This is a genomic window from Solwaraspora sp. WMMB762 (genome assembly GCF_049179115.1).
GTDB lineage: Bacteria > Actinomycetota > Actinomycetes > Mycobacteriales > Micromonosporaceae > Micromonospora_E.
This window is the reverse complement of the sequence record NZ_JBMHMD010000001.1, coordinates 1,594,798-1,620,211: the sequence shown is the minus strand read 5'-3', so window position 1 is coordinate 1,620,211 and position 25,414 is coordinate 1,594,798. Positions and strand designations below refer to the sequence as shown.

Sequence of the window (25,414 nt, the reverse complement as noted above, 5' to 3'; positions counted from 1 at the left end):
GTAAGGCTAACCGCTCCCTGTGGTGTCGGCGGTGGCGGCTGTCCGCCGGCGACCGTCCCAGCGCAGCGGACCGGGGTGCAGCGACCAGACCAGCCGCTGCCACCACGGCCGCCGGGCACGTAGCGCCGCCACCCAGACGGTGGCGTAACCACCGGCGCGCCGGGCCTGCTCGTCGTCGGTCTGCCCCGGTGCGAAGCTGGCGAGGTTGACCAGCTCGGCCAGTGGGTCGAGCCGGGGCAGCGCCGCACCGTCCGGCAGCGCCCGACCGTGTCCGGCCACCTCGCTGGCGGACATGTGCACCCCGGCCGGGTGACCGGCCAGCCGGAGCGCGTCGACCACCTCGAGCCAGGCCCCGCAGATCCGGTGCGCGGGCGGGCCGCTGTCGAGTCGCCGGTCGCGTAGCCGGCGACGCAGCAGCAGGACGACGCCGGCCCATCCGGCCGCGCCGGCCCCGGCCACCGTTGCCGCGACGACGCCGAGCAGCCTGCCGGACGGCCGACCGCCCGGCGGTGCGGAGGCCGCCGAGGGCGGTGTCGACGGCGGCGGGTCGACCGTCGGTAGCACGGACGGCTCCACCGACTGCGTCGGCTCGTCCGGTGCCGGCCGGAACTCCTCCTCGATCGGGCGCGGCGTGCTGTCCGGTCGGGGCAGCGGATCGAACGGCACCCAACCGACACCGGAGAAGAACACCTCCGGCCAGGCCACCGCGTGCCTGCCGTGCACCGTCGCGTCACCGGACGGCACCACGAACCCGACGACCACCCGGGTGGGCAGCCCCATCAGCCGTCCGAGCAGCGCGTATGCGGCGGCGAACTGCTCGGAGGTGCCCCGCTGGCCGCCGGCGTCGCGCGGCCCGAAGAGGAAGAAACCCAGATTCGGGTACGCGTGCCCGCTCGGCGCGTCGGCGACAAGTTGGTAGTGGTCGGCGAGGAACTGCTCGACGGCCAGCGCCCGCTGGTACGGCGCACCGTTGTCCCGGGCGAGCTGCTGGGCGAGCCGACGGATCTCCGCTGGCACCCCGTCGGCCACCCGCAGGGTCCGGGCAACCGACTCCCCGGCCGGCACGTCTGCGGTGGTCAGCGCGTTCAGCGGTGGTCGACGCGGCACCGAGTCGACGGCGTACCTGACGCCGGGAGTGAGACCCTCGGGGTGCAGCAGGGTGCTGCTGGCCCGGTCGTACGCCACCCGGACGCCGTCGACCCGTACCGGGGCGGTGATCGCGGGCAGCAGCCGGCCGGACAGCTCGGCCACGGTGATCTCCTGGCGTACGGCGTCCGTCGACGACGCGTCGGTCTGCGACGCCGCAGCGTCCTCGACCGGCGGCAGCACCCGGCCGGCGTTGCGATAGGTCCCGCCGACCCGCCAGGTGACGCCGTCGTAGTCGTGCAGCACAGCCAGGGTCAACCGCAGCGCACCGTCTCCGGTCGGACGCGGGCCGGCCCCAGCCGCTCGTCGCCCGTCCACCGTCGAGACCGGCGACGCGCCGACCCGCAGGTCGAACAGCGGCTGGTCGGGATTGAGCGCCCAACCGGAGATCCTGATCAGGGGATTCTCGTCGAGAATCTCCACCTGCGGTGGTGCGACGTAGCGGCGTGGGTCGACGTCGGTCGTCGCGATCCGGGCCACCACCCACGGGGCGCTCACCGCCACCAGCAGCAGTACGGCGGCCGCACCGGCCAACGACACCGCCGCCGTCCGCAGCCGTACCGCCGTCAGCGCGCCACCACCACCGCCACCGCTGCCCGGCCCGGCCGGCTGGTCGACCGTTGCCGCCGGCTCGCTCGGCCGGGCAGCGGGCACCGGTGCCGCGGTGACCAGCAGCCCGACCGCCGCCGCCGCGACGAACAGCAGCGCCAGCCACCGGGCCGGCTCGGCGTTCGGCCCGACCACGAACGCCGCCGCGCCGAACAACAGCAGCGGCGGTAGGCAGCCGAGCAGCATACGCCGGGCCCGTACCGCGAGCTCGGTCGCGGTGAAGCCGGCGAGCCAGCTGGCCACGACCGGAACCACCACCGTGTCCGGCACCGCCTCCATCGGGATCATCGCGGTCAGCAGCCGGGGAACCCCGTTCGCGGCGGCATCGGCGAGTAGCCGGGTCACCGTGCCGGTCAGCTCCGCCCGGTCCGCCGTCCACCATCCGGCCGCCAGCAGGTAGCCAGCCATCAGCACGACTGACAGCGGCGCCACCTGCCAGTTCGGTAGCCGCCGGGCGAACGTGCCGACCAGCACCGCCGCCGCGCCGGCGCCGGCGATCAGCCAGCCGGCCGCCGAACCGTCGTAGATCCGGCCGAGCAGGACCGCTGCTGACCCGGTCATCGCGATCAGCGCCGCCGCCACCGCACCGAGACGCGCCAGCCCGGTCGTTTGGTCACCGGTCACCGGTCACCTGCCGCGTCCCAGCCGGCGGCGAAGCCGGCACCATCGGCCGCCTCGACGAACAGCACTCCGGCCAGCCCGGTCGAGGCACCCGCCGCCGGTGGCCCGACCGCCGGCCGGCCGACGGCACCGGTGATCCGGCCAACCAGGATGGACGCGAAGACGCCCCGTAGCCCACCGATGCGGGCGACGGCGTCCGGATCACCGGCGCCGGCCAGATAGACCAGCGTGTCGCCGGGCCGTTGCTGGCGCAGCTGGTCGCAGACCTGTCGGACCGGGTCCCCGCCGGTCAGCCGGTCGGCGCCGGCCAGCGTGACCTCGGCCAGCCGGTCCAGCGGGTGCCGACTCGGCGTGTCGTCCGGCGGCGGCTGGTCGACGACCATCCGCAGCAGCACCGGAAGGTCGGCCCGGGTCGCCGCGTCGACCACCGACGCCGCCGCCTCACAGGCCGACTCGAACGTCGCCGACGCCCCGTCAACCTGGTCGTGGTACGCGACCGTCCGGTTGTCCAGCAGGACCACCATCCGGGGCAGACTGGTGTCGACGTGTTCCCGCACCATCAGCTGGCCGATCCGGGCGCTGGTCCGCCAGTGCACCCGGCGCAGTTCGTCGCCGACGACGTACTCCCGCAACGAGTCGAAGGTGATGCTGCCGTGCGGCACCCGGTCGATCTGGCCGTCCAGGCTCCGGGCGATCCCGGCCGGCACCGCGCGCAGCGGATGCACCTGCGGCCGGACCCACACCCGGACCGGTTCGCCGTCCGCGCGCGCGACGGCGACCAGGCCGAACGGGTCGCGGCGGAGCACCCGCAACGGGCCGACCGGGAGCACGCCCCGGCGATCGGTGGGCACCGGATAGCGCACCGTGGTCGTGGCGCCGGAGCGCAACCGGGCCAGCGGCACCGGAATCCACCGCCGGCCGCACCGCTCCTCGGCGAGGACGCTCGCCACGCCCCACCGCCGCAGGTTGCCGACCTGCAACGTCACGGTGCACACATCGCCCCGGTTCACCCGGTCGGGTTCGACGGTACGGCGTACCGACAGCCGGGGCTGCCACAGCGCGTAGCCGGCCGCGTAGCCGACCACCGTCAGCCCGGCGGTGCCGAGCAGTGCGAGCTCCGGATAGCCGAGCACGGACCCGACGGCGGTGAGCAGCGCGGCGGTGACGCCGAGGCCGAGACAGCGGGCGGTGACGTTCATGGGCCGGCGGCTCAGAGGACGTTTGATTCACGTGTTTTGCCGGTTATGCGGGTTTAGCCGTATCGCCAGGTTGGGGTGGTTTCGGCGGTGAGTCGTTTGGCGAGGTTGTCGATCATCGCGATGGTGATCATGCTGGCGGAGTTGTCGGGTCGGGCTTCGTAGTCGCGTACGAGCCGGCGGTGGTGCATGAGCCAGCCGAGGGTGCGTTCGACGACCCATCGGCGCTTGACCACGCTGAAGCCCTTGGCCTGTGGGTCTTTGGTGACGATCTCGACGTCGACGCCGAGTGCGGCACCGTGTTCGACGACGCGGTTCTTGAAGCCGGCGTCGGCCCAGGTCTTGGTGAGGGTGGGGTAGGTGGTGGTGGCCTGGTCGAGCAGGTCTGCGCCGATGGCGTTGTCGCTGGCGCTGGCGGCGGTGACGATGACGGCGAGGAGCAGGCCGAGGGTGTCGGTGATGATGCCGCGTTTGCGGCCTACGATCTTCTTTCCGGCGTCGGTGCCCTGTGTGGACAGTGGGACGTTGGTGGAGGTCTTGACGCTCTGGCTGTCCATGATGGATGCGGTGGGTTGGATGGCGCGGCCGTGGTGGTCGCGGACGAGGCCGGTGAGGTGGTAGTTGAGTTCGGTGAAGATGCCTTCCTTGCTCCAGGCGGCGAAGTAGCCGTAGACGGTGCGGTGGGGCGGGAAGTCGTGGGGCAGGTAGCGCCATGCGATGCCGGTGCGGTTGACGTAGAGGATGGCGTTGAAGATGTCGCGCAGGTCGTGGGTGGGGGTGCGGCCGCTGACGCCGGCGTCGGTGCGGGCCTGTCGCCAGGCGGTCAGGCGGGGTGCGATCAGGGCCCAGCGGGCGTCGGACAGGTCGGACGGATAGGCTCGCCGTTCGGTCATTCGGTAGGCGTACGGTGTTCGGGCGGCGGCTCGGCGGACGTCATGTCCGTCGATGTGGGGATCAAAGTGAATCAGACACGATCCCGGGGTGGAATGCGGCGAAGCCGGGCGGGCCTGTGGCTGCCGGTATGCTGTCTTTCTGGGTCGGGTCGGGCATCTTGCTCTGCTGGGGTCGGTACGTGAATCGGCCGCTACTGGCGCGAAGATGAAGCAAACGTCCAGTCAGACCCCGGCCGCTGCCGGCTGGGCTGCCGGCAGCGGCACCGGGACCGACCGGACCACGTCGGCGAGCACCTCGGCCGCCGTGACGCCACGCAGTTGGGCGTCCGCGGTGAGCAGCAGCCGGTGCGCGAAGACCGGCTCCAGCAGGGCCTTCAGATCCTCGGGCAGCACGAACCCCCGGCCGCCGATCAGCGCGTACGCGCAGGCCGCCCGGGTCAGCGCGATCACCCCGCGTGGACTGACCCCCACCCGGATCTGCGGATGTGTCCTGGTCGCGGCCGCCAGCCGCACCGCGTACCCGTACAACGGGTCGGCGATGTGCACCCGCTGCGCCAGCTGGATGAGCTGGCCGACGGTGGCTGTGTCAGTCACCGGGTCAAGCGCCTCGGGGGACCGCAGGGTCGCCCCGCGCAGCACCTCGATCTCGGTCTGCTCATCGGGGTAGCCGACCGACAACCGGACCAGGAACCGGTCCAGCTGGGCCTCCGGCAACCGGTAGGTGCCGTCCATCTCGACCGGGTTCTGGGTGGCCACTACCAGGAACGGCCGGGGCACCGGATGCCGGACGCCGTCCACGGTGACCGTGCGTTCCTCCATCACCTCCAGCAGCGCCGACTGGGTCTTCGGCGAGGCGCGGTTGATCTCGTCGGCGATGACGATGTTGGCGAACACCGGGCCGGGATGGAACTCGAACCCCTGAGTGGACTGGTTGAAGATGGTCACTCCGGACACGTCGGCGGGCAACAGGTCGGGGGTGAACTGGATTCGACGCCAGTGGCCGTGCACCGTCGCGGCGACGGCCCGTGCCAGCGTGGTCTTGCCCACCCCGGGCACGTCCTCCAGCAGGACGTGGCCCTGCGCGAACAGGGCCGTCAGGGTCAGTCGCACCACCTGCGGTTTGCCCAGCACCACGGTGGAGATCTCCCCGGCCAGTCGGGCGGCGGTCGAGGCGAAGCCGGTCACCTCGTGGGGCGTCAGCGGGGTGGTCGTGGTCACTGCGGCTGGTCTCCTCGCCGGGGTGGATCGGTGGCTGTCCGGGTGGGCGGTGTCAGCAGGTGGGCAGCTGGTTCAGGTCGTCGCCGCCGGCCAGGTTCAACCAGGCCCACGGGATGTAGTTCTTCCCGCTGTACTCCACCCGGATCCACCAGGTGCTGGCCTTGCCGCCGTTGTAGATCCAGGCGTCGACGTGTCCGCCCTGGCGGCGGCACAGCGCGGTGAGTCGGGTGCCGTCGGGCACCCAGCCGACCTGGCGGCTGTTGTCCTGCTCCGGCACGGCGAAGATCTCGTTGCCGTTGCGCCCGGGAACGTCGTCGTCGCAGTAGGTGCGTTGCTCGCCGTCCGGGCCGTTGACGCAGGTGGCGGTGCCGTACAGGTCCGCGGTCGCCCGGCTGTGGGTGGCGGTGCCGGTGCCGGCCACGTTGCTGGCCCGGACGGTGAACCGGTAGGACCGTCCCGGGTAGAGTCCGCCGACCCGGATGCTGTCGCAGCTGCCGGTGACGGGGGCCGCGCCGTCGGCCGCCGCGCTGCAGGCGACGTTCCCGCCGCCGGCATCCACCGAGAAGCTCAGGGTGACCGCGTTGGTGCCGGCGGTGGCACCGGTGACGGTGACCTTCGGCTCGGCGACGGTACGGGCCGTGGTACTCACCGCCGAGCCCTCCCCGGCCTCGTTGACCGCATGCACCGAGACCGTCACGTCGGCCCCGTCGCCCAGCCCGGTCAGGGTGACGGCGGTGCCGTCGGACACCTCGGTGCGCTGGTCGCCGGCGGTCACCACGTATCGGGTGATCGGCCGCCCATTGTCCGGCGCCGGCGACCAGCCGACCCGGAGGGCTCCCCGTTGGTCGGCGACGGTGGTCGCCTCGACCGCCGCCGGCTCGCCCGGGACCGTGAAGGGCACCACCGAGTTGCTCAACGGTGACGCCGTCGAGTTGGCTCCCTGGTCGCTGACCGCGACGACGGTGAACGCGTACTGCGTGCCGTAGTCGAGCGACCCGGGCGCGAGGACCAGCTCGGTGCCGGAGACGTCGCCGACCGGCGCCGTGGCCTCGGCCGAGACCGCGGTGACCGTGTAGCCGCCGATGACGTTGCCCTGGCCGTCGGCGGCCGGCCAGCTCACCGCGACCGAGCCGTCCGCGCGGGCCTGCGCGGTGACGTTCGCCGGGGCGTCGGGCACCTCGGCGGTGGGGACGACCGGGTTGGACTCCCGCTCAGGACCCGCGCCCTCGGCGTTGACCGCGTGGACCGAGAACCGATACGTCTCGCCGTTGACCAGCTCGGTGACCTCGAACGACCGTTGGTTGGCCCCGACCTCGAAGCTGCGGCCGTCGCCGGTGACCACGTACCGCTGGATGCTCGCGCCGTTGTCCGCGGCCGCCTGCCAGCTGACCCGCACGGTGGTGTCGCCGGCCGCCGCGCTGACCGCGCGTGGCGCACCCGGCCGGCCGACCGTCGGCTCCGGTGGTGGTGGCGGTGGTGGTGGCGTCGGCGGTGGGTCACCGCCGAGGATGTCGTTGGCGTACTTGTCCACCTGCCGTACCTCGTGGGCGTCGGTGACGACCCGGGCGGTGGCCGCGTCGGGCGCGTTGATGAACAGGTGGTTCTCCCGGACCTCCAGGTCGAGTGGGCCGCTGGTTTCGGTGACGTCGATCGATGGGAGCAGCGCTCCCGCTCCGTCGAACGCGAAGATCTCCCGGCTGCGTTCGTCGGCGCAGTAGACCCGGCCCGCCCAGCTGACGGCGGGACGTAGCGCGGATCCGCTGCCCGGCACCGACAACTGCCGGACCTCGTCGTCGTCGACCAGGACGATGCGTCGCCGCTCGGGAACGGTGACCGCGACCAGGCTGCCGGTCGTACGGGCCGGCAGGACGCCCGGACCGTCCAGGTCGAGCGGCACCTCGCGGCGGTCCCCGCCGCGCAGCAGGGTCAGCGCGCCGGCTGTCCGGTTGAGCACCGCGACGCCGTCGTCGAGCGCGGAGATGGTCAACTCGTTGCTGGGCGGGGCGACCGCCACGGTCCGGACTCGGGCCGGCCCGGCGGTGGCGTCGGCGGCGTCCGCTTCCGGCTCGGTAGCGGCCGGCTGGGGGACCGACGAGTCGAAGACGGCCTCCGCCGCGCCCTGCGCCGGGTCGCTCGGCAGCGGCGCGGCGGTGATCGCCGAGACGGTACCCTCGCTCGGCACTGCGATCCACAGCCGACCGGCGCCGTCGAAGTGTCCACCGGCGATCCCTGGCGGGTAGCGCACCGGGTCGCCGACGGGCTGCAGCGACCTGGGGTCGATCTGACGAACCACGCCCTGGACGGCGTCGATGACGAAGGCCCCGTCGCCTTGCATCGCCACGCTCACCCCGAGCCCGGTCGTGCTCTGGACTGTCGCGCCGACCTGCAACGTGGCGAGATCGAGCGAGCTCACCTTGCCGGTGGCCAGCTCGCGCAGGATCAGGAACTGGTCCGTCTGCACCACCTGAGTCTGGCGGCCCTGGGCGTCGGCGACCTCGACCCGGGTGTCGACCCGCCCGGTGAGCCCGTTGACCCTGGCCAGCTCGCTTCGGGCGGAGCTCCACAACCACGAACTCGCGTCGTAGCCGGCCGCCGCGTGGTCGGCCGCGCCGAGCCCGAGCACGGTGAGCCCCATGCCGACGACGAGCGCGGTGACCGTGCCGACAGTCACCAGCGTGCCGCGGCCGCGTCGTCGCCGGCCGTCGGGTCCGGCGCTCTGCCGTGTGCCGCCGTCGTGTGTGCCGCCGTCGGCTGTGTTGCCGTCGCCCGTGGTGACCACAGTAGGTCGCCTTCCGCCCGTCGGTCGTCTGGTGTCCGTCGTCCGTATCGTCGATCGTCGCCGGCCGGGGATCGCCCCGACACCCGGCCGGAGGCCATCCTATGGGGCCGTCACGCTCACGGGAAACTGCTCTGGCAGCCCCTGTGGACAACGTCGGACGGGATTACCGAGGAACTGCTCGAGAATTCATGTTTCCGCTGATCAACACCGAGTTTGTCGACTAGTCCGGATCGGCTGTCCGGCGGTCGGTGCAGACCTGGTCCGAGGGGACGTACTCGTCGGCGGAGTAGACGGCGAGCACCGCGAAACAGTAGTCGAGTTCGGGATTCAACCCGTTCACGGTGAATACGGTCTGGCCGGGATTGACTGTGGCGAGTGCGCCGAGTTGTTGTCCGCTACGGCCACTTGCGACGATGAACGGCACCGTTCCCGCGGTCGGGTCGGACCAGGCCAGCGTCACGGCCGTGATGTCGTCGGTCAGCCGCAGGGCGGTCGGCGGGTCGCCGCCCGCAGTGGGGTCGGACCCTGGACGCCCCGGTCCGGTCGGTGTGGTGGCTCGTCCGTCGAGCAGGACGGTGACGCCCACGATGACCACGACCACGGCGGCGATGACCGCTGCGGCCGCGGCGCCGACCGCGACGACGACCGGTAGGGACCGCGACGGTGCCGCAACGCCCGCGGCCGGTCCGGTCACGGCGATGGACAACGGCGGCGGCCGATCGGCGGCGGTCGTTACCTCCCGGCCGGAAACCGGGGGTGCCGGTACCGGTGGTGTCGGCTGGGTGGGCGGTGTCGGCTGAGTGGGCGGTGTCGGCCGGGTCGGCAGGTCTGGCTCGCGCTGCGCAGCGGTGGGCGCCGGATCGACCGGGGCGACCGATGCGCCGGCCAGGTACTCCCGGGCCGCCCGGATCTGCCAGTGGTCATCGCCGAGCTGGGCCGGGCCGGCGGCGGCGACCCGGGCGAAGTTACGGCGGGCCTCATGCCGGTTGCCCAGTTCTTCGGCGAGCGTGCCGAGCTCGTACGCGATGGCCAGCATGACCGGCTCCCGGTCACCCAACCGTAGTTCGCCTGCGGCCAGCGACTCCTCCAACAACCGCCGGGCGGCTGTTGGGTCGCCGGCCTCACGCCGGAGGCGGGCCAGCAGGTGCGCGGTCCACAGGACCTCTGGTTCGTCCGTGCCGAAGGCGTCGCGGGCCGAATCCAGCGCCCGCAGCAGGTATTCGCACGCGCCGGCGAGGTCGCCGCCAGCACGCATGGCGGCCGCGTTGTCGCGGACACCGACGAGGAGGGAAGGCTGGGCCACCTCGTCATGCTGCCGGGTGCCGTCGATCCACCCGGTCCCGGGGTACCCGAGCGGCACGTCGGGGAGTTCGGATCCAAGCGTACGGATCCGCTGCCTGTCCGTCCGATGTGACCTGAGTCACCAGATTGTTTCCGGCGGAACTGGCATTGTTGCCGGTTGTCGTCGGAAGCCGGTCAGCTGACCTGGTTTTGCCCGCACCGGGTTGGCGTTATTGGTCGACAGAGTTCACACGGTCGTAACTGGTTGCCGCTAAGTTTCTCCGCAGAGTGACATCGATTGATGCAGAATATTCGCTCTGAGCTGCCGCAACGGTGGATCCTCCGGCGGTCAGCATCGAATCCGGGACCACTGCTCACGAAGCGGGAGTCTGATGAGTACTGCAGTCGACATGCGTGACCTGGTGATCGCCTACACCCCCTGCGGTGAGATCGAGCCGAGCCCACGCATCGCCAGCGCGGTCCGCCGGGGCGGCGGCACCGGCGTGCTCGACCTGGCCGGAAGCCGGCCGCAGGTCCTGCGCGCCGTGGAGCAGTTGGCCGCCTGGTCGGACGGGCCGATCGCGGTCCGCGTCCCGGCGAGCTGTCCGGCCTCGGTGGACGACCTCGAACGGCTCGCGCCCGGCCGGGTGGAGCTGGTGGTCGTCACCGGCGAGCTGCCGTGGAACCTGTCCGAACTGGTGACCCGCTACCGCGTACTCGCCGAGGTGACCAGCCTCGCCGCGGCCCGGACCGCAGCGGCGGCGGGTGTGCACGGGCTGATCGCCCGCGGCATGGAGTCCGGTGGCGAGGTCGGCGAGCTGAGCACCTTCGTCCTCGTCCAGCAACTCACCGCCGCCGACCTGGGCGTGCCGGTCTGGGCGCTGGGCGGGATCGGGCCATACACGGCCGCCGCCTGCGTGCTGGGCGGGGCCGCCGGTGTGGTGCTGGACAACCAGCTAGCCCTGATGCCCGAGTCGGACCTGCCGGCCGACGTACTGACCGCGATCCGGCGGATGGACGGCTCGGAGAGCGTCCTGGTCGACGGATACCGGGGGATCCCACGGGCTCCGCGCCGGCCGGGCGCGGCCGGTGTCCCGGCCCGCGCCGACCTGCTGCCGGTCGGCCAGGACGGCTGGCTGGCCGCCGAGTTCGCCGGCCGCTGGTCCGACGCCGCAGCCGCGGTCCGTGGCATCCGCGAGTCGATCGTCGACGCGGCGACCGACGCCGCTGCGGCCGAGGTACTGCGCCCCGGCGGTCCGTTGGCCCAGGACCTCGGCCTGCGGGTGCCGGTCGCGCAGGGCCCGATGACCCGGGTCAGCGACGAGGCCGGCTTCGCCGCAGCAGTCGCCGCCGACGGGGCGCTGCCGTTCATCGCGCTGGCACTGGCCACCGCCGAACGCACCGAGGAGATGCTCACCGACACCGCCGCCCGCATCGGCGGACGTCCCTGGGGCGTCGGTGTGCTCGGCTTCGCGCCCGAGGAGATCCGCGCCGCCCAGCTCGACGTGATCCGGCGGATCCGGCCGGACTTCGCCATCATCGCCGGGGGCCGCCCACCACAGGCCAAGGAACTGGAACGGGAAGGGATCCGGACCTTCCTGCACGTGCCGTCACCGGGGCTGCTGCGCCAGTTCCTGCGCTCCGGTGCCCGCCGGTTCATCTTCGAAGGCGCCGAGTGCGGCGGCCACATCGGCCCCCGGGCCAGTTTTCCGCTGTGGGAGGCGCAGCTCGCCGTACTCGCCGAGCACCTCGCCGGTGCGACACCGGAAGAGGCGGCCGAGATCCAGATCTTCTTCGCCGGCGGCATCCACGATGACCGGTCGGCGGCCATGATCGCCGCGATGGCCGCCCCGCTGACCCGGCGAGGCGTCCGGGTAGGGGTGCTGATGGGCACCGCCTACCTGTTCACCGCGGAGGCCGTCGCGCACGGCGCGATCCAACCAACCTTCGCCCGGATGGCCCGGGAAGCGACCCGGACCGCGTTGCTGGAGACCGCACCGGGACACGTGACCCGGTGCCTGCAGAGCGACTTCGTCGACGACTTCCACGCGCTGCGAGCCGAGCTCGAGTCCGCCGGCCTGGAGAACCGCCAGGTGTGGGAGCACCTCGAGCTGCTCAACGTGGGCCGGCTGCGGATCGCCAGCAAGGGTAAGCGGCGCGACGGCGACGCGCTGGTGGACGTCAACGAGGCGGCCCAGCTCAGCGAGGGCATGTTCATGGCCGGCCAGGTCGCGGTGCTGCGGGAGCAGGAGACCACCGTCTCGGCGCTGCACGGTACGGTCACCGACCAGGCGGTCGCCTTCCACGCCGCCCGGTCCCAGCGGCTGCGGGCCGACTGGACCCCGGCCGAGCCGGAGGTGCCGGCGGAGCCGCTGGACATCGCCATCGTCGGCATGGCGTGCATGCTGCCGAACTCGCCGGACCTCGCCGCGTTCTGGCGTACCGTGCTGGACGGCGCCGACGCTGTCACCGAGGTGCCGCCGCACCGGTGGAACCCGGACATCTACTACGCGCCCGAGGTCGGACCCGGTCAGACCGGCCGGTACAGCGTCTCGAAGTGGGGTGGCTTTCTCGCCGAGGTCCCGTTCGACGCCATCGGGTACGGGATTCCGCCGTCCGCCCTGGCCAGCATCGACCCCACCCAGCTACTGGCCCTGGAGGTCTCCCAGCGGGCCCTCGTCGACGCCGGCTACACCCCCGGCAGCGACGGGGTGGACCACTCCCGTACCGGAGTGATCTTCGGAGCCGAGGCCGGCAGCGACATGGGGCACGCGCAGACGCTGCGGACCATGCTGCCGGCCTACCTGCCGGAGGTTCCCGGTGAGCTGGACGAGCAGCTGCCGACCGTCACCGAGGACTCGTTCCCCGGCATCCTGGCCAACGTCATCGCCGGTCGGGTCGCCAACCGGCTCGACCTGGGCGGCCCCAACTACACCGTCGACGCGGCCTGCGCCTCGTCGCTGGCCGCCATGGACGCCGCCTGCAAGGAACTCGCCAGCGGCGGCAGCGACCTGATGATCTGCGGTGGTGCCGACCTGCACAACGGCATCAACGACTACCTCATGTTCACCTCGGCGCACGCGCTGTCCCCGACCGGGCGGTGCCGTTCGTTCGACAGCGCCGGTGACGGGATCGCGCTCGGCGAGGGCGTCGCCGCCGTCGTGCTCAAGCGACTGTCCGACGCGCAGCGCGATGGCGACCGCGTCTACGCGGTGATCAAAGGACTCGGCGGGTCCAGCGACGGACGGGCCCTGGGCCTGACCGCGCCTCGGGCGGCCGGCCAGCGGCGGGCCCTGGACCGCGCGTACCGGCAGGCCGGGGTGTCGCCGGCGCAGGTCGGCCTGATCGAAGCACACGGCACCGGCACGGTGGTCGGCGACCGTACCGAGCTGGAGACGCTGACCACGGTGTTCAGCGAGGCGGGTGCCACGCCCGGCAGCTGCACCCTCGGGTCGGTCAAGTCGCAGATCGGGCACACCAAGTGCGTGGCCGGTCTGGCCGGTCTGATCAAGGCCACGCTCGCGTTGTACACCGGGGTCCGGCCGCCCACCCTGCACGTGACCCGGCCCAACCCGGCCTGGCACCCCGATCGGAGCCCGTTCGCCTTCGAGACCTCGGCGCGGCCGTGGGCGGCACCGGCCAGCGAACGCGTCGCCGGGGTCAGCGCCTTCGGGTTCGGCGGCACCAACTTCCACGCGGTGCTCAGCGCCTACGCCGACGCACCCGAACCGCGACACGCCCGCGACGAATGGCCGGCCGAGCTGTTCTGCTTCCGGGCCGGCGACCGGGCCGGCACGCACCAGGCGATGCGGGCGCTGCTGGACACCATCGACACCCGCGACGCGCTGGGCCGGCGCTGGCGGTTGCGCGACCTCGCCGCCGCCCAGTCCCGCCAGGCTGAGAACCGGTCCGGCCCGGTGCAGGTCGCCATCGTCGCCAGTGACCTCGACGACCTGGCCGGACTGCTGCGCCGGGCGATCGCCGGTGAGCACGATCCGGCGCGCGGGCTGTTCCAGCCGGCTGAGCCACCGGGCGCGGACGGCAAGGTCGCCTTCCTTTTCCCGGGCCAGGGCAGCCAGCGCCCGGGCGCGTTGGCCGACCTGTTCGTCAGCTTCCCCGAGCTGCGGCGGTTCCTGGACATCGGCCGCGACTACGTCGAACCGCTCTTCCCCCCGGCCGCGTTCGACCCCGAGTACGACCGGGGTCAACAGGACCGGGTCCGGGACACCCGGATCGCCCAGCCGGTGCTCGGCATCGGTGGGCTCGCCGTGCACCACCTGCTCGGTCGGCTGAACATCCGGCCGGACCTGGCCGGCGGGCACAGCTACGGCGAGCTGGTGGCGCTGTGCGTCGCCGGCGCATTCGAGGACCGGACACTGCTCGAGCTGAGCCGCCAGCGCGCCGACGCGATCCTGGCGGCCGCCGGCGACGATCCCGGTACGATGGCCGCGGTGGCGGCCACCGCCGAGCAGATCGGTGAGGTGCTGTCCGGGGCCGGGCTGGCCGGCGAGGTGGTGCTCGCCAACCACAACGGCCCGCGGCAGGTGGTGATCTCCGGCCCGACCCCGGCGGTGCGCCGCGCGGTGTCCGTGCTCAAGGAGAAGGGTCTGTCTGCCCGGCCGATCGCGGTGGCCTGTGCGTTTCACAGCCCGGTGGTTGCCGACGGTGTCACCGCCTTCAGATCCACCCTCGACGGCCATCCGGTGGCCGCCCCCAACCTCCCCGTCTGGTCCAACCGCACCGCCCAGCCCTACCCGGGTGGTGCAGACCAGATCCGCGACGAACTCGCCGCGCAGATCGGCGCCCCGGTGCGGTTCGTCGACCAGATCGAAGCGATGTACGCCGCCGGAGCCCGCGTCTTCGTCGAAGCCGGTCCCGGCCAGGTACTCACCCGGCTGGTCGACGCCGTCCTGGGTGAGCGCCCACACGTGGCGGTCGCCTGCGACGGTCGGCGGGCGGACGGACTACGTGGTTTTCTCTCCGCCGTCGCCGAACTGGCCTGCGCCGGGGTCCCGGTGCAGACCGACTGGCTCTACCGCGGCCGGCGAGTCGCCGAGATCGCGCCCGCCCCGCCGTCGTCGCGTCCGGTCTGGACGGTCGACGGGCAGCTGGTACGCGACCAGCATGGCCGGCCGCTGCCCGGCGGCATGACGCCTCCCCGACAAATCAAGGAGCTGTCGATGAGTGCATCCACCGAGGCCGGAAACGGTCGTGGTCTCGGCAACGTGTCCGGCAACGGCCATGGTCCCGGCAACGGCCATGGCAACGGCGTGGCGCATGTGTCCGGCAACGGGCATGGTCCAAGCAACGGGCATGGTCCCGGCAACGGCGTGGCGCATGTGTCCGGCGACGGCCATGGCTCCGGCAACGGCCATGGCAACGGCGTGGCGCATGTGTCCGGCAACGGGCATAGCCATGTCCACGGCAACGGGATCAGCCACCTTCCAGCTGCCGATGCCGGGGTCCGGCCCGTCCCCGCAGCCGGCTACCGGGACGGGCGCGACGAACTGATCAGCGAGTTTCTGCGGACGAGTCGGGAACTGATCGCCTCCCAGCGGGACGTGATGTTGGCGTACTTCGGGGAGCAGCCGCCGGCCGGCAACGGGTGGGTCGGGCCTGCGGCGTATCCGTCGGTGGTGGCTCAGCCGGCGATTGCCGCGCCGAGCAGCTACCCCGAGGTGGTCGCGCCGACCAGCGCACCCCGGGTGACCGATGTGCCGGCCATCCCGGCGTCGCCTGCCGACCCGACGCCTCCGGCGGCACCCGCCGCCCAGGCTGCACCGGCGGCACCCGCCGTCCGGCCCGCTCCAGCGGTGCGCGAGGACGTGCCGGCGGCCACGACGGTCCACAAGACCGCCGCACCGGCTGTCGCCGCCACGTCGGTGGCGGCCCCCACGGATCCCGTGTCGACGGCAGCGACGGTGACCGCGACGGTCGCGGTACGGCCGGCGGCTGCGTCGGTGGGGGTGGCGCAGTTCCAGGAGGCAATCCTGGAGGTGTTGAGTGAGCGGACCGGGTATCCGGTGGATTTGATCGAGTTGGATTTGGATCTTGAGGCGGATCTGAGTATCGATTCGATCAAGCGGGCTGAGGTTGCTGGTGAGGTGGCGACCCGGTTGCGGTTGTCGGTGGATGGTGACGAGTCGGAGTTGGAGGAGCTGGTTCGGGCTCGGACGGTGCGCACGATGGTGGCGTGGTTGGCCGAGAAGATGGCGGCCGCACCCGCGACCGTCGAACCGGTCACGTCGGTGACCGCGCCGAGCCCTGCGCCTGCGGTCACCACGACCACTGCTACCGCGCCACCTGTCTCCCCGGCTGCTGTTGCCATGTCGTCTCCGGCGGCTGCGTCGGTGGGGGTGGCGCAGTTCCAGGAGGCGATCCTGGAGGTGTTGAGTGAGCGGACCGGGTATCCGGTGGATTTGATCGAGTTGGATTTGGATCTTGAGGCGGATCTGAGTATCGATTCGATCAAGCGGGCTGAGGTTGCTGGTGAGGTGGCGACCCGGTTGCGGTTGTCGGTGGATGGTGACGAGTCGGAGTTGGAGGAGCTGGTTCGGGCTCGGACGGTGCGCACGATGGTGGCGTGGTTGGCCGAGAAGATGGCGGCCGATCAGGCACCCGAGGCGGCACCGGCGGCATCTCCGGCCGTACCCCCGGCGGCCGTGCCGACCACGGCCACCGCGCCGGCCGTCTCGGCACCCGCTGTGTCCACGTCGCCTTCGGCGGCCGGGCCGGCGGCTGTGTCGGTGGGGGTGGCGCAGTTCCAGGAGGCGATCCTGGAGGTGTTGAGTGAGCGGACCGGGTATCCGGTGGATTTGATCGAGTTGGATTTGGATCTTGAGGCGGATCTGAGTATCGATTCGATCAAGCGGGCTGAGGTTGCTGGTGAGGTGGCGACCCGGTTGCGGTTGTCGGTGGATGGTGACGAGTCGGAGTTGGAGGAGCTGGTTCGGGCTCGGACGGTGCGCACGATGGTGGCGTGGTTGGCCGAGAAGATGGCGGCCGATCAGGCACCCGAGGCGGCACCGGCGGCATCTCCGGCGCAGCCGGCCGGACCCGGCCCGGACAGCGGTACGGCCCCACGTCGACTCGTCGCCCGGCCGGTTCCCGCCACCGGTGCGGTCGTCGCGCCGGAGGCGCTCGCCGGTACCCGGTTCCTGATCACCGGCGGGTCGCCGGCCCTGGCACCGCTGGCCGAGCAGCTCGCCCAGCACGGCGCGGCAGGCGCCACCGGATCGATCCACGCCGGTGGGTCGGACCAGGTGGCCGGCTACGACGGCGTGATCATCCTGGACGGGCTGAGTGACAGCGGCGGGCCGCTGCTGCCCGGCATCTTCCCGTTCGTCAAGCAGGCCCTCGCGGCGGGCGTGCGGTGGCTGGTCGCCGCCGGCACCGCCGGTCCGCGTACCGACGGATTCGCCGGCCTGTTCCGGACCATCCAACGGGAGTACCCGCAGGTCTCGGTGACCTATCTGGAGGTACCGGCGGGCGCCGACCACACCCAGCTTGCCACCGGCCTGGTCACCGAACTGCTCAGTGGCGGACAGACCCCGATCGTCACCTGGTCGGCGACCGGCCGGCAGACCGTCGACCTGGCTGCGGTCGATCTCGGCCCGCTCGCCGCAGGCGGTGCCGGACCGGCCGGTGACGGTGTCGCCGAGACCCAGGCGATCGGTCTGGACCAAGACTCGGTGGTGGTGCTCGTCGGTGGTGCCCGGGGCATCACCCCGTGGTTCGCCCGTACCCTGGCCGCCGCCAGCAGATGCCGCATCGAGCTGGTCGGCCGTACCCCGCTGCCGCAGGAGGCGGAGTCCCCGGCGCTGGCCGCCGCGGCGGACAAGCCGGCGTTGCGGGCCGCGCTGGTCGCCCAGGGGATGCGCGCACCGGCGGAGATCGACCGTACGGCCACCGCGATCCTGGCCGCCCGCGAGGTCCGCGCGACCCTGGACGAGCTGCGGGAACTCGGCAGCCAGGTGCGCTACCACAGCCTCGACGTCACCGACGCCGACGCCACCCGGCAACTGCTCAAGGAGATTCAGGGCGAGCACGGACGGATCGACGGTCTGGTCTACGCGGCCGGCCGGATCGAGGACAAGCTGATCGCCGAGAAGGATCCGGCGTCGTTCGACCGGGTGTTCCAGACGAAGGTGCAAGGTGCGGTGACGGTGCTCGACGCGCTGCGCGACGGCTCCGAGCCACGCTTCGTGGTGCTGTTCGGCAGCATCGCGGCCGCGTACGGCAACCGGGGTCAGAGCGACTACGCCGCCGCCAACGACGCGCTCGACCGGATCGGTGGCCGATGGGCGGCCGGCACCGGGGTGCGTTGCCTGACCGTGCACTGGGGGCCGTGGGCGCCGGGCTCGGTGCACGGCGGGATGGTCAGCGCCGAGCTGAGCCGGGAGTACGCCCGCCGGGGCATCGACCTGATCGATCCCGAGGAGGGCGCGCTGAGTCTGCTTCGCGAGCTCGCCTGGGGTGACCCGGCGGTCACCTCCGTGGTCTACACCGCCTCGGGATGGTGAACCAGATGTCGGACCTGAACGACCCACACCAGACGATCGCTATCGTCGGCATGGCGGCGCTGATGCCGGGCGCCCCCGACCTGGACGCCTACTGGCGCAACCTGGTCGACGGCGTCGACGCCATCACCGACGTGCCGGCGCACCGCTGGGACGAGGAGTTCTACGATCCCGACCAGGCGCACCGCCCCGACCGGATGTACTGCCGGCGTGGTGGGTTCGTCGACGACCACGCGAGCTTCGAGCCGCTGCGCTTCGGCATCATGCCGACTTCGATCGGCGACATCGAGCCGGACCAGCTGATCACCCTGCAGGTCGCCGCCGCCGCCATCGACGACGCCGGTGGCCAGGACCGGCTGCCGGACCGGGACCGGATCGGCGTCCTGCTCGGCCGGGGCGGGATCCTGAGTCCGGCACAGGCGCGCTACGCCCAGCGGGTCCGGATGTCCAGCCAGGTCATCGGCATCCTCAAGGAGCTGATGCCGGATCTGCCGCCGGAGAGCCTCGACCGGGTCCGGCGCAAGTTCGACGAACGGCTCGGCCCGCAGCAGCCCGAAGGCACGATCGGGCTGGTGCCCAACCTCGCCGCCTCCCGGGTGGCGAACCGGTTGAACCTTCGCGGCCCGTCGTACACCATCGACGCCGCCTGTGCCTCGTCGCTGATCGCGGTCGACCAGGGCATGACCGAACTGCGGGCCGGCCGGTTGGACGCGGTGCTCGCCGGCGGTGTGCACCACGTGCACGACATCAGCTTCTGGTCGGTGTTCAGCCAGCTCCGGGCGCTGTCCCGGCAGGGTGAGATCCGTCCGTTCGACTCGTCAGCGGACGGCCTGCTGATCGGCGAGGGCACCGGGATCGTGGTGTTGAAACGACTGGCCGACGCGCTGGACGCCGGTGACCGGGTGTACGCGGTGATCCGCGGCAGCGGTGTGTCCAGCGACGGCCGCTCGGCGAGCATGTTCAACCCGGCGAGCAGCGGCCAGTCGCTGGCCATCCGGCGGGCCTGGCAGGCCGCCGGGCTGGATCCGACCGCGCCGGACGCGCTCGGCCTGCTGGAGGCGCACGGCACCGGAACGCCGACCGGGGACGCCGCCGAACTGGTCACCGTCGCCGAGGTGTTCGGCGGGTACCAGGGCGGGCCACGGCCGGTGATCGGCTCGGTCAAGTCGATGATCGGGCACACCATGCCGGCGGCCGGGATCGCCGGCCTGATCAAGGCGACCCTCGCCGTGCACCGGGGCGTCCTGCCACCCACCCTGCACTGCGGGCAGCCCCGCGAGGAGATGGCCGCGACCCGGTTCGCGCCGATCGCAGCCGCCCAGCCGTGGGAGAGCGACGGACCACGCCGGGCCGGGGTCAACGCGTTCGGCTTCGGTGGGATCAACGCCCACCTGATCATCGAGCAGCCGCCGTCCGCCCCGTCCGCCTGGGCGGCCGTGCCGAACGGTACGGCCGGGCAGCCGGCCCGCCCGGCCAGCGTCGAGGTCGCCGAACCGGACCAGGTGCTGTGGCTGGCCGCCGACGACCCGGCCGGCCTCGCCGCGCTGCTGGACCGCGACGATTCGCTGGTACGGCGTGAGGGTGCCGCGTTCGCCGACGGACCGCAGGCTCACGCCGCGCCGCCGTGCCGGATCGGTGTGGTGGACCCGACCGACAAGCGGCTGGCCACCGCCCGACGCGCGGTGAGCCGGGGGGAGCCCTGGCGGGGTGCCCGGGACATCTGGTTCACCACGGCTGGGCTGCTGACCGCCGGCGGGAAGCTGGCGTTCGTCTTCCCCGGGCTGGAGGCCGAGTTCACGCCCCGTACCAAGGATCTGGCCGCGCACTTCGGGCTGGCGGACCGGGAGTGGTCCGCCGCCGACCTGGGCCGGCACGGTGCCGGCCTGATCGAAGTGGGTAAGTTCCTCGACGAGGTGCTCGGCCGGATCGGCATCCGGCCGGACGCGGTCGCCGGGCACAGCATCGGTGAATGGTCCGCGGCGGCGGTGAGCGGGCAGGTCAGCACCACTGACATGGACGGTTTCCTCAAGCTGTTCGACGCCGACTCGGTGGCGGTGTCCGGCTATGTCTTCGCCGCCGTCGGTGCCGGTGCCGACCAGGTGACGCCGGTGCTCGGCGGCTATCCGGGAGTGGTCCTGTCCCACGACAACGCGCCTGCGCAGTCGGTGGTCAACGGCCCGGAGGAGCAGGTCGACCGACTGGTTGACGAGCTGCGCCGGCGTAACGTGCTGTGCCAGAAGCTGCCGTTCCGGTCGGCCTTCCACACTCCGGCGTTCGCCGACGGGCTGCGGTCGATCGGGGTCGCTCTGCAGTCCTGGCGGGTGCATCCGACCACGGTCCCGGTCTGGTCGGCGACCCTGGCGGCGCCGTTCCCCGCCGACGAGCAGCAGGTCAACCAGATCTTCGTCCGGCACATGATGGAGCCGGTCTGGTTCCGGCAGTTGACCGCCGCGATGTACGACGCCGGGTTCCGGGTCTTCCTGCAGGTCGGCGCGGGACAGTTGGCGTCGTTGGTCAGCGACAACCTGCGCGGTCGGGACCATCTCGCGATGCCGGTCAACGTGGGTCACCGTACCGGTCTCGATCAGTTGCGCCGGGTGGCCACCGCGCTGTGGGTGGAGGGCGCGGCACCGGACCTGCGGGCGCTGCGGCCACCCGCTGCGGTCGCCGCCCCGGCGACGCCGGCACCGGCTGCCCCGGCGGCACCACCGCGCCGGGGGCCGAAGATCCAGCTGGACCTGGGTGGCCCGTTGGTGCGCCTCGGGCCGGGCGCCGACACCCTGCTCGGCCTGGCCGATCTGCCGTCACACCGGCCGTCCGGTCCGCCGGTCGTCGAGGCCCAACCGTCGGCCGCCGCCACCGCCGCCGCCACACAGGAGGTACCCGCGCCGCCTGCTGAACCCCGGCCACCTGCTTCACCCCGGCGACCGGCGCACGCCGAATCGCCGGCAGAAACCGAGCCGTCGGCCGCTGTTCAGCCGTCGGCAGCAGCCGAGCCGTCGGCCGGGTCGCTCACCGCGTTGCACCGGCTCGCCGGCCGGTCCAAGGCCGCGGCCGAACTCGCCGCGCTGCTGCGGGACACCGCGGACGGCGCGGTGACCGTGCTGGACGCCGCCACCCGACCCGCCGGCCCGGCCCCGGTGTCAACGGCTTCGGTGTCAGCGGCTCCGGCGTCAGCGGCCCCGGTGTCCCCGGCCGCGCCGGCCCGGCCGGCCACCGTACCGCCGACTGACGCCCGGCCGGTCACCGTACCGGCCGCAGCCGGGCCGACCAGGTCGGCGCCGGTGCCGACGGCCGCCCCACCGCCCCGTACCGAGATCGCCCGGACCACCCTGCGGGTCTCCGTGCAGACCATGCCGTACCTGCTCGACCACTGCTTCTTCGTGCAGCCGGAGGACTGGCCGAACCCGGAGGACCGGTGGCCGGTGGTGCCGGCGACGACCGTCGTGCACCACATGATGGACGCCGTCGCGCAGGCTGTCCCCGGTCTGCGGGTGGTCGGTGTGCGCGACGCCCGGTTCAACCGGTGGACCATCGCGGCACCGGCGCAGGACGTCGAGATCGTCGTACGGTCGGCCGGCCCGGACTCGTACGCGGTGAACTTCGGCAGCTTCGCCCGGGCGACGGTCGACGTGGCCGCCGACTATCCGGCCCCGGTGAGCGAACCGTGGACCCATGATCCGGCCACCGAGACCGCTCCCCGGATCAGCGCCGAGGAGATGTACGCGGAGCGGCTGATGTTCCACGGTCCCCAGTTCCACGGGGTGACCACGGTGCACGCCCTCGGCGAGATGCACGTACGCGGCGTGGTCACCGCGCCCGTCCCGCCGGGTGCCCTGCTGGACAATGCCCTGCAGCTGATCGGGAACTGGCTCATCACCACCCAGCCGATGCGCACCGTGGCGCTGCCGGTCGGTCTCGGCCACGTCCGATTCTTCGGCCCGCCGCCCGAGCCCGGCACGGCGTTCGAGTGCGTCGCCCGGGTCCGATCGATCGACGACGCTCAACTGGTCGCGGACACCCAGCTGTCCGTCGGCGGCCGGGTCTGGGCGCAGATCGACGGCGCGGTCGACCGTCGGTTCGACAGCCACCCGCAGGCACGTCCGGCTGAACGATTCCCGGAACGTCACCCGATGTCGGTCCGTCAGCCGGAAGGGTGGACCGCGGTGTTCGACTGCTGGACCGATCTGGTCACCCAGTCGATGGCCGCGCGGGGCATCCTCGGTACCGCCGCGTCCGCCGACTACGAGCGGCAGCCAGGGAAGACCCGCAAACAGTGGCTGCTCGGCCGGATCGCGGCGAAGGACGCGGTGCGGTTCCGACAGTGGGACGCCGGACACACCGACGTGTACCCGATCGAGTTGACCATCGCCAACGACCCGAACGGCCGGCCGCGTGCCGACCTGCGTCCCGGCCGGGACCTGCGGGAGTGCGACCTGTCCCTGGCGCACTGCGCCGAAGCCGCCGTGGCGATCGCCGGCCCGGCCCGGTCGACGCCGGACGGCCCCGGCGTCGGTATCGACATTGTCGAGGTCACCGACCGGCCGGACAGCACGGTCGACTACGCCCTGTCCGGTGCGGAGGTCGCGTTGCTCGACCAGGTCAGCGCCGGCAGCGACCGGTGGTTCTGGTTCGCCTGTTTCTGGGCGGCCAAGGAGGCCGCCGGCAAGGCGGAGGGGACCGGGCTGGACGGAGCGCCCCGCCGGCTACGGGTGGTCGCCGTCGACGCCGGCACCCTGCTGGTCGAGGCTCCCTCCGGCAGGTCCTACCGGGTCACCTGCCGGAGCCTGGAGAACCCGCCCGACCTGCCGCAGCGACGCTATGTCGTTGGTTGGACCTGGGGCCCGGAACCTACCCGGTAGGCCCCGAAAACGGCCCGATCGACCTGCCGAGAAAGCCGATCGACGTCCTGACAAGGAGACCCGCATCATGCCCGCCGACCACGACACCATCCTGACGGAGATCTCGCAGATGCTGCGCGCGGTGCTGCCCGGCATCGATCCGGACGAGGAAATCACGATGGACACCAGCTTCCGGGACGACCTGGAGATGGAGAGCATCGACGTCATTTCGCTCGCCGGGCGGCTGCAGGCCCGGTACGGCGACTCGGTCAACTTCGCCCAGTTCGTCGCGGGGCTCGACGTGGACTCGCTGCGCGCGCTGCGGGTCGGCGAACTGGTCGAGCACATCGCCACCGCGCTGGACAGCCCGCCGGCCAGCGTGGCGCAGGTGGCCGGCCAGTGACGATGATCCAGGTCAACGGCCTGGTGACGCATGTCCAGGAACTCCCACCGGTGGCCGCCGACCCGGCTGCCGGGGGAGTGGCCGCTGCTGCGGATGCCGGCCCAGGCGGCGAACCTGGTGCCGGCCCGGCGGTCGGCCCAGCGGCCGAATCGCCGGCCGGCCGGCCGGTCGCGGTCCTGGTCCACGGTATCGGGCCGGACAGCCTGGCCAGCTGGTATCTCAGCCTGGCACATCCACTGGCCGACGCCGGATTCCGGGTGATCATGTACGACCTGCGGGGCCACGGACGGACCGAGCGGCCGCCGGCCGGCTACCGGTTGGACGACCTGGTCGACGACCTGGCCGCGCTGCTGGAGCGGCTCGGTGTCGACGCACCGGTGCATCTGCTGGGCAACTCGCTGGGCGGTTCCATCGCCTTCGGGTACGCGGCCCGCCACCCGGACCGGGTCGCCTCGCTGGTCGCGGTGGAGTCGGCGCCGGCCACCGCCCAGTGGCTCGCCCGGGTGGGCCGTCAGCTGGAGCGGGCCGCGCAGCCGGACGGCGACGGCGAGCCGCCGGCGCTGACTACCCGCGGGGGTGAGCGGGGCGCCCGGTACGCCGCGGCGGTCCGCCGGCTCGTCGCCACCACTACCGCAGGCCGGGACCTGCCGGCCAGCACACCCGCCGACCCGGCCGCGCTACGGGCGATCACCTGCCCGGTGCTCGGAATCTTCGGTAGCGACTCGTCCGCCGCCGATCTGGCACCGGCACTGGTCGGACTGCTGCCGCAGACCGAGCTGGTGGTCGTCCCCGGGCACCGGCACGCGGTGCTGGTCACCGCCCGCGACCAGGTCCGGCGCCAGGTATTGCCCTGGCTCGCCCGCCAACTCGCCGACACCGGTCAGCCCGCCCTGCGCGGCTGACGTCGTCGTTTTCACCAGGAGGTTTCGATGCAGTTCGAGGCGCCCGGACGGGCGATCATCATCAGCAGCGGGCGGTGTGGTTCCACCCTGCTGTCCGACCTGATCGTCGAGGAGCCGGCAACCCTGTCCGTCCAGGAGTTCTTCATGGCCACCCCGTCATGGGCGAAGGTCGGGGAGCCGATCACCGGGGCGGCGTACTGGCAGGTGCTGAGCAGCCCGAAACCGGAACTCGCCACGCTGTTCGCCATCGGCCTGCCGCCGAAGGAGGTCCGCTACCCGGCGGACGGCAGGTGGGCCGGCAACCTGACCGAGTTGCCGCAACTGCTGGCGATTACCCTGCCGAAGCTCACCGACGACCCGGACGGCCTGTTCGACCGGCTCGCCGGGCAGGTGCCGGACTTCCCTGAGCAGCCGTTCGTCGACCACCACCGGATGTTCCTGGACCTGCTCACCCGGTCAACCGGCAAACAACGCTGGGTGGAGCGGTCCGGCGGGTCCAGCCAGATCGCCCCGCACCTGCTGCGGTCGTTCCCGGACACCCGGATCGTCTACCTGACCCGCAACTGGGCGGACACCGCGCGGTCGATGAGCCGGCACTCGTCGTTCCAGCTCATTCAGCTGCGGCTGGAGTTCGTCTCGCGGTGCGGCGTGGACCCGTTTCGGATGGGCCCGGACCAGCAGGTGCCGGCCGAGCTCGAGCATCTGCTGCCCGGGCGGATCACCGCCGACCTGCTCCGCGAGCGGGGCGAGGACAGCACCCGCTACCTCGGGCTCTGCGCGTTCATGGCGGCGCAGGCCGAGCAGGCGCTCGCCGACAACCCGCCGGCGCACCTGCACACCATGACCTACGAGGACCTGGTCGCCGACCCGGAGCCGCAGCTGGCCCGGCTCGGTGAGTTCCTGGAGTTCGACGACCCGTCCGGCTGGGCCCGACAGGTCGCCGGCCGGGTGGGCAAGGGTGGCGCGGTACGGCAGACCGCCGCCGTGTGACCCGGAGCCATCCCGC

11 protein-coding genes are annotated in these 25,414 nt (G+C 72.5%); 5 read left to right on the top strand and 6 right to left on the bottom strand.

The features are described 5' to 3' along the window. Positions 1-6: 6 nt before the first annotated feature. The 6 genes from ACN27J_RS07160 to ACN27J_RS07135 form a co-directional block, all read right to left on the bottom strand. The gene (locus tag ACN27J_RS07160) at positions 7-2,379 is read right to left on the bottom strand and encodes a transglutaminaseTgpA domain-containing protein (protein ID WP_421364689.1); all 2,373 of its coding nucleotides are present in this window, start codon (positions 2,377-2,379) and stop codon (positions 7-9) included. Beyond that, a complete protein-coding gene (locus ACN27J_RS07155) occupies positions 2,376-3,575 on the bottom strand; it encodes a DUF58 domain-containing protein (RefSeq protein WP_421364687.1) in 1,200 nt (399 codons plus the stop codon). The genes ACN27J_RS07160 and ACN27J_RS07155 overlap by 4 nt, the downstream gene beginning before the upstream one ends. Before the next feature lie 53 nt (positions 3,576-3,628). Then, the gene (locus tag ACN27J_RS07150) at positions 3,629-4,465 is read right to left on the bottom strand and encodes an IS5 family transposase (RefSeq protein ID WP_421364685.1); all 837 of its coding nucleotides are present in this window, start codon (positions 4,463-4,465) and stop codon (positions 3,629-3,631) included. 222 nt (positions 4,466-4,687) lie between these two features. Beyond that, positions 4,688-5,683, bottom strand: coding sequence for an AAA family ATPase (locus tag ACN27J_RS07145; protein ID WP_421364683.1), 996 nt, complete (start codon positions 5,681-5,683; stop codon positions 4,688-4,690). Between the two features lie 52 nt (positions 5,684-5,735). Continuing rightward, a complete protein-coding gene (locus tag ACN27J_RS07140) occupies positions 5,736-8,354 on the bottom strand; it encodes a fibronectin type III domain-containing protein (RefSeq protein ID WP_421372138.1) in 2,619 nt (872 codons plus the stop codon). Between the two features lie 328 nt (positions 8,355-8,682). Then, a complete protein-coding gene (locus ACN27J_RS07135) occupies positions 8,683-9,765 on the bottom strand; it encodes a tetratricopeptide repeat protein (RefSeq protein ID WP_421364681.1) in 1,083 nt (360 codons plus the stop codon). Positions 9,766-10,135: 370 nt separating this feature from the next. Between ACN27J_RS07135 and ACN27J_RS07130 the strand changes: the two genes are divergently transcribed. From ACN27J_RS07130 to ACN27J_RS07110, 5 genes are all read left to right on the top strand, one after another. Beyond that, positions 10,136-18,265: an SDR family NAD(P)-dependent oxidoreductase gene (locus tag ACN27J_RS07130; RefSeq protein ID WP_421364679.1), complete on the top strand. Its 8,130-nt coding sequence runs from the start codon at positions 10,136-10,138 to the stop codon at positions 18,263-18,265. A 5-nt stretch (positions 18,266-18,270) separates the two neighbouring features. Next, the gene (locus ACN27J_RS07125) at positions 18,271-23,124 is read left to right on the top strand and encodes a beta-ketoacyl synthase N-terminal-like domain-containing protein (protein WP_421364677.1); all 4,854 of its coding nucleotides are present in this window, start codon (positions 18,271-18,273) and stop codon (positions 23,122-23,124) included. 67 nt (positions 23,125-23,191) lie between these two features. Continuing rightward, positions 23,192-23,506, top strand: a complete 315-nt coding sequence (locus ACN27J_RS07120; RefSeq protein ID WP_278169701.1) for an acyl carrier protein — start codon at positions 23,192-23,194, stop codon at positions 23,504-23,506. 2 nt (positions 23,507-23,508) lie between these two features. Then, positions 23,509-24,408, top strand: coding sequence for an alpha/beta fold hydrolase (locus ACN27J_RS07115; RefSeq protein WP_421372137.1), 900 nt, complete (start codon positions 23,509-23,511; stop codon positions 24,406-24,408). Between the two features lie 27 nt (positions 24,409-24,435). After that, the gene (locus tag ACN27J_RS07110; RefSeq protein ID WP_421364675.1) at positions 24,436-25,398 is read left to right on the top strand and encodes a sulfotransferase domain-containing protein; all 963 of its coding nucleotides are present in this window, start codon (positions 24,436-24,438) and stop codon (positions 25,396-25,398) included. Positions 25,399-25,414: the final 16 nt, after the last annotated feature.

What these genes read in the sequence shown, in the direction of transcription:
- ACN27J_RS07155 (WP_421364687.1), bottom strand. Translation starts at nt 3,575, where the DNA reads ATGAACGTCACCGCCCGCTGTCTCGGCCTCGGCGTCACCGCCGCGCTG.
- ACN27J_RS07150 (WP_421364685.1), bottom strand. Translation starts at nt 4,465, where the DNA reads ATGACCGAACGGCGAGCCTATCCGTCCGACCTGTCCGACGCCCGCTGG.
- ACN27J_RS07130 (WP_421364679.1), top strand. Translation starts at nt 10,136, where the DNA reads ATGAGTACTGCAGTCGACATGCGTGACCTGGTGATCGCCTACACCCCC.
- ACN27J_RS07125 (WP_421364677.1), top strand. Translation starts at nt 18,271, where the DNA reads ATGTCGGACCTGAACGACCCACACCAGACGATCGCTATCGTCGGCATG.
- ACN27J_RS07120 (WP_278169701.1), top strand. Translation starts at nt 23,192, where the DNA reads ATGCCCGCCGACCACGACACCATCCTGACGGAGATCTCGCAGATGCTG.
- ACN27J_RS07115 (WP_421372137.1), top strand. Translation starts at nt 23,509, where the DNA reads ATGATCCAGGTCAACGGCCTGGTGACGCATGTCCAGGAACTCCCACCG.
- ACN27J_RS07110 (WP_421364675.1), top strand. Translation starts at nt 24,436, where the DNA reads ATGCAGTTCGAGGCGCCCGGACGGGCGATCATCATCAGCAGCGGGCGG.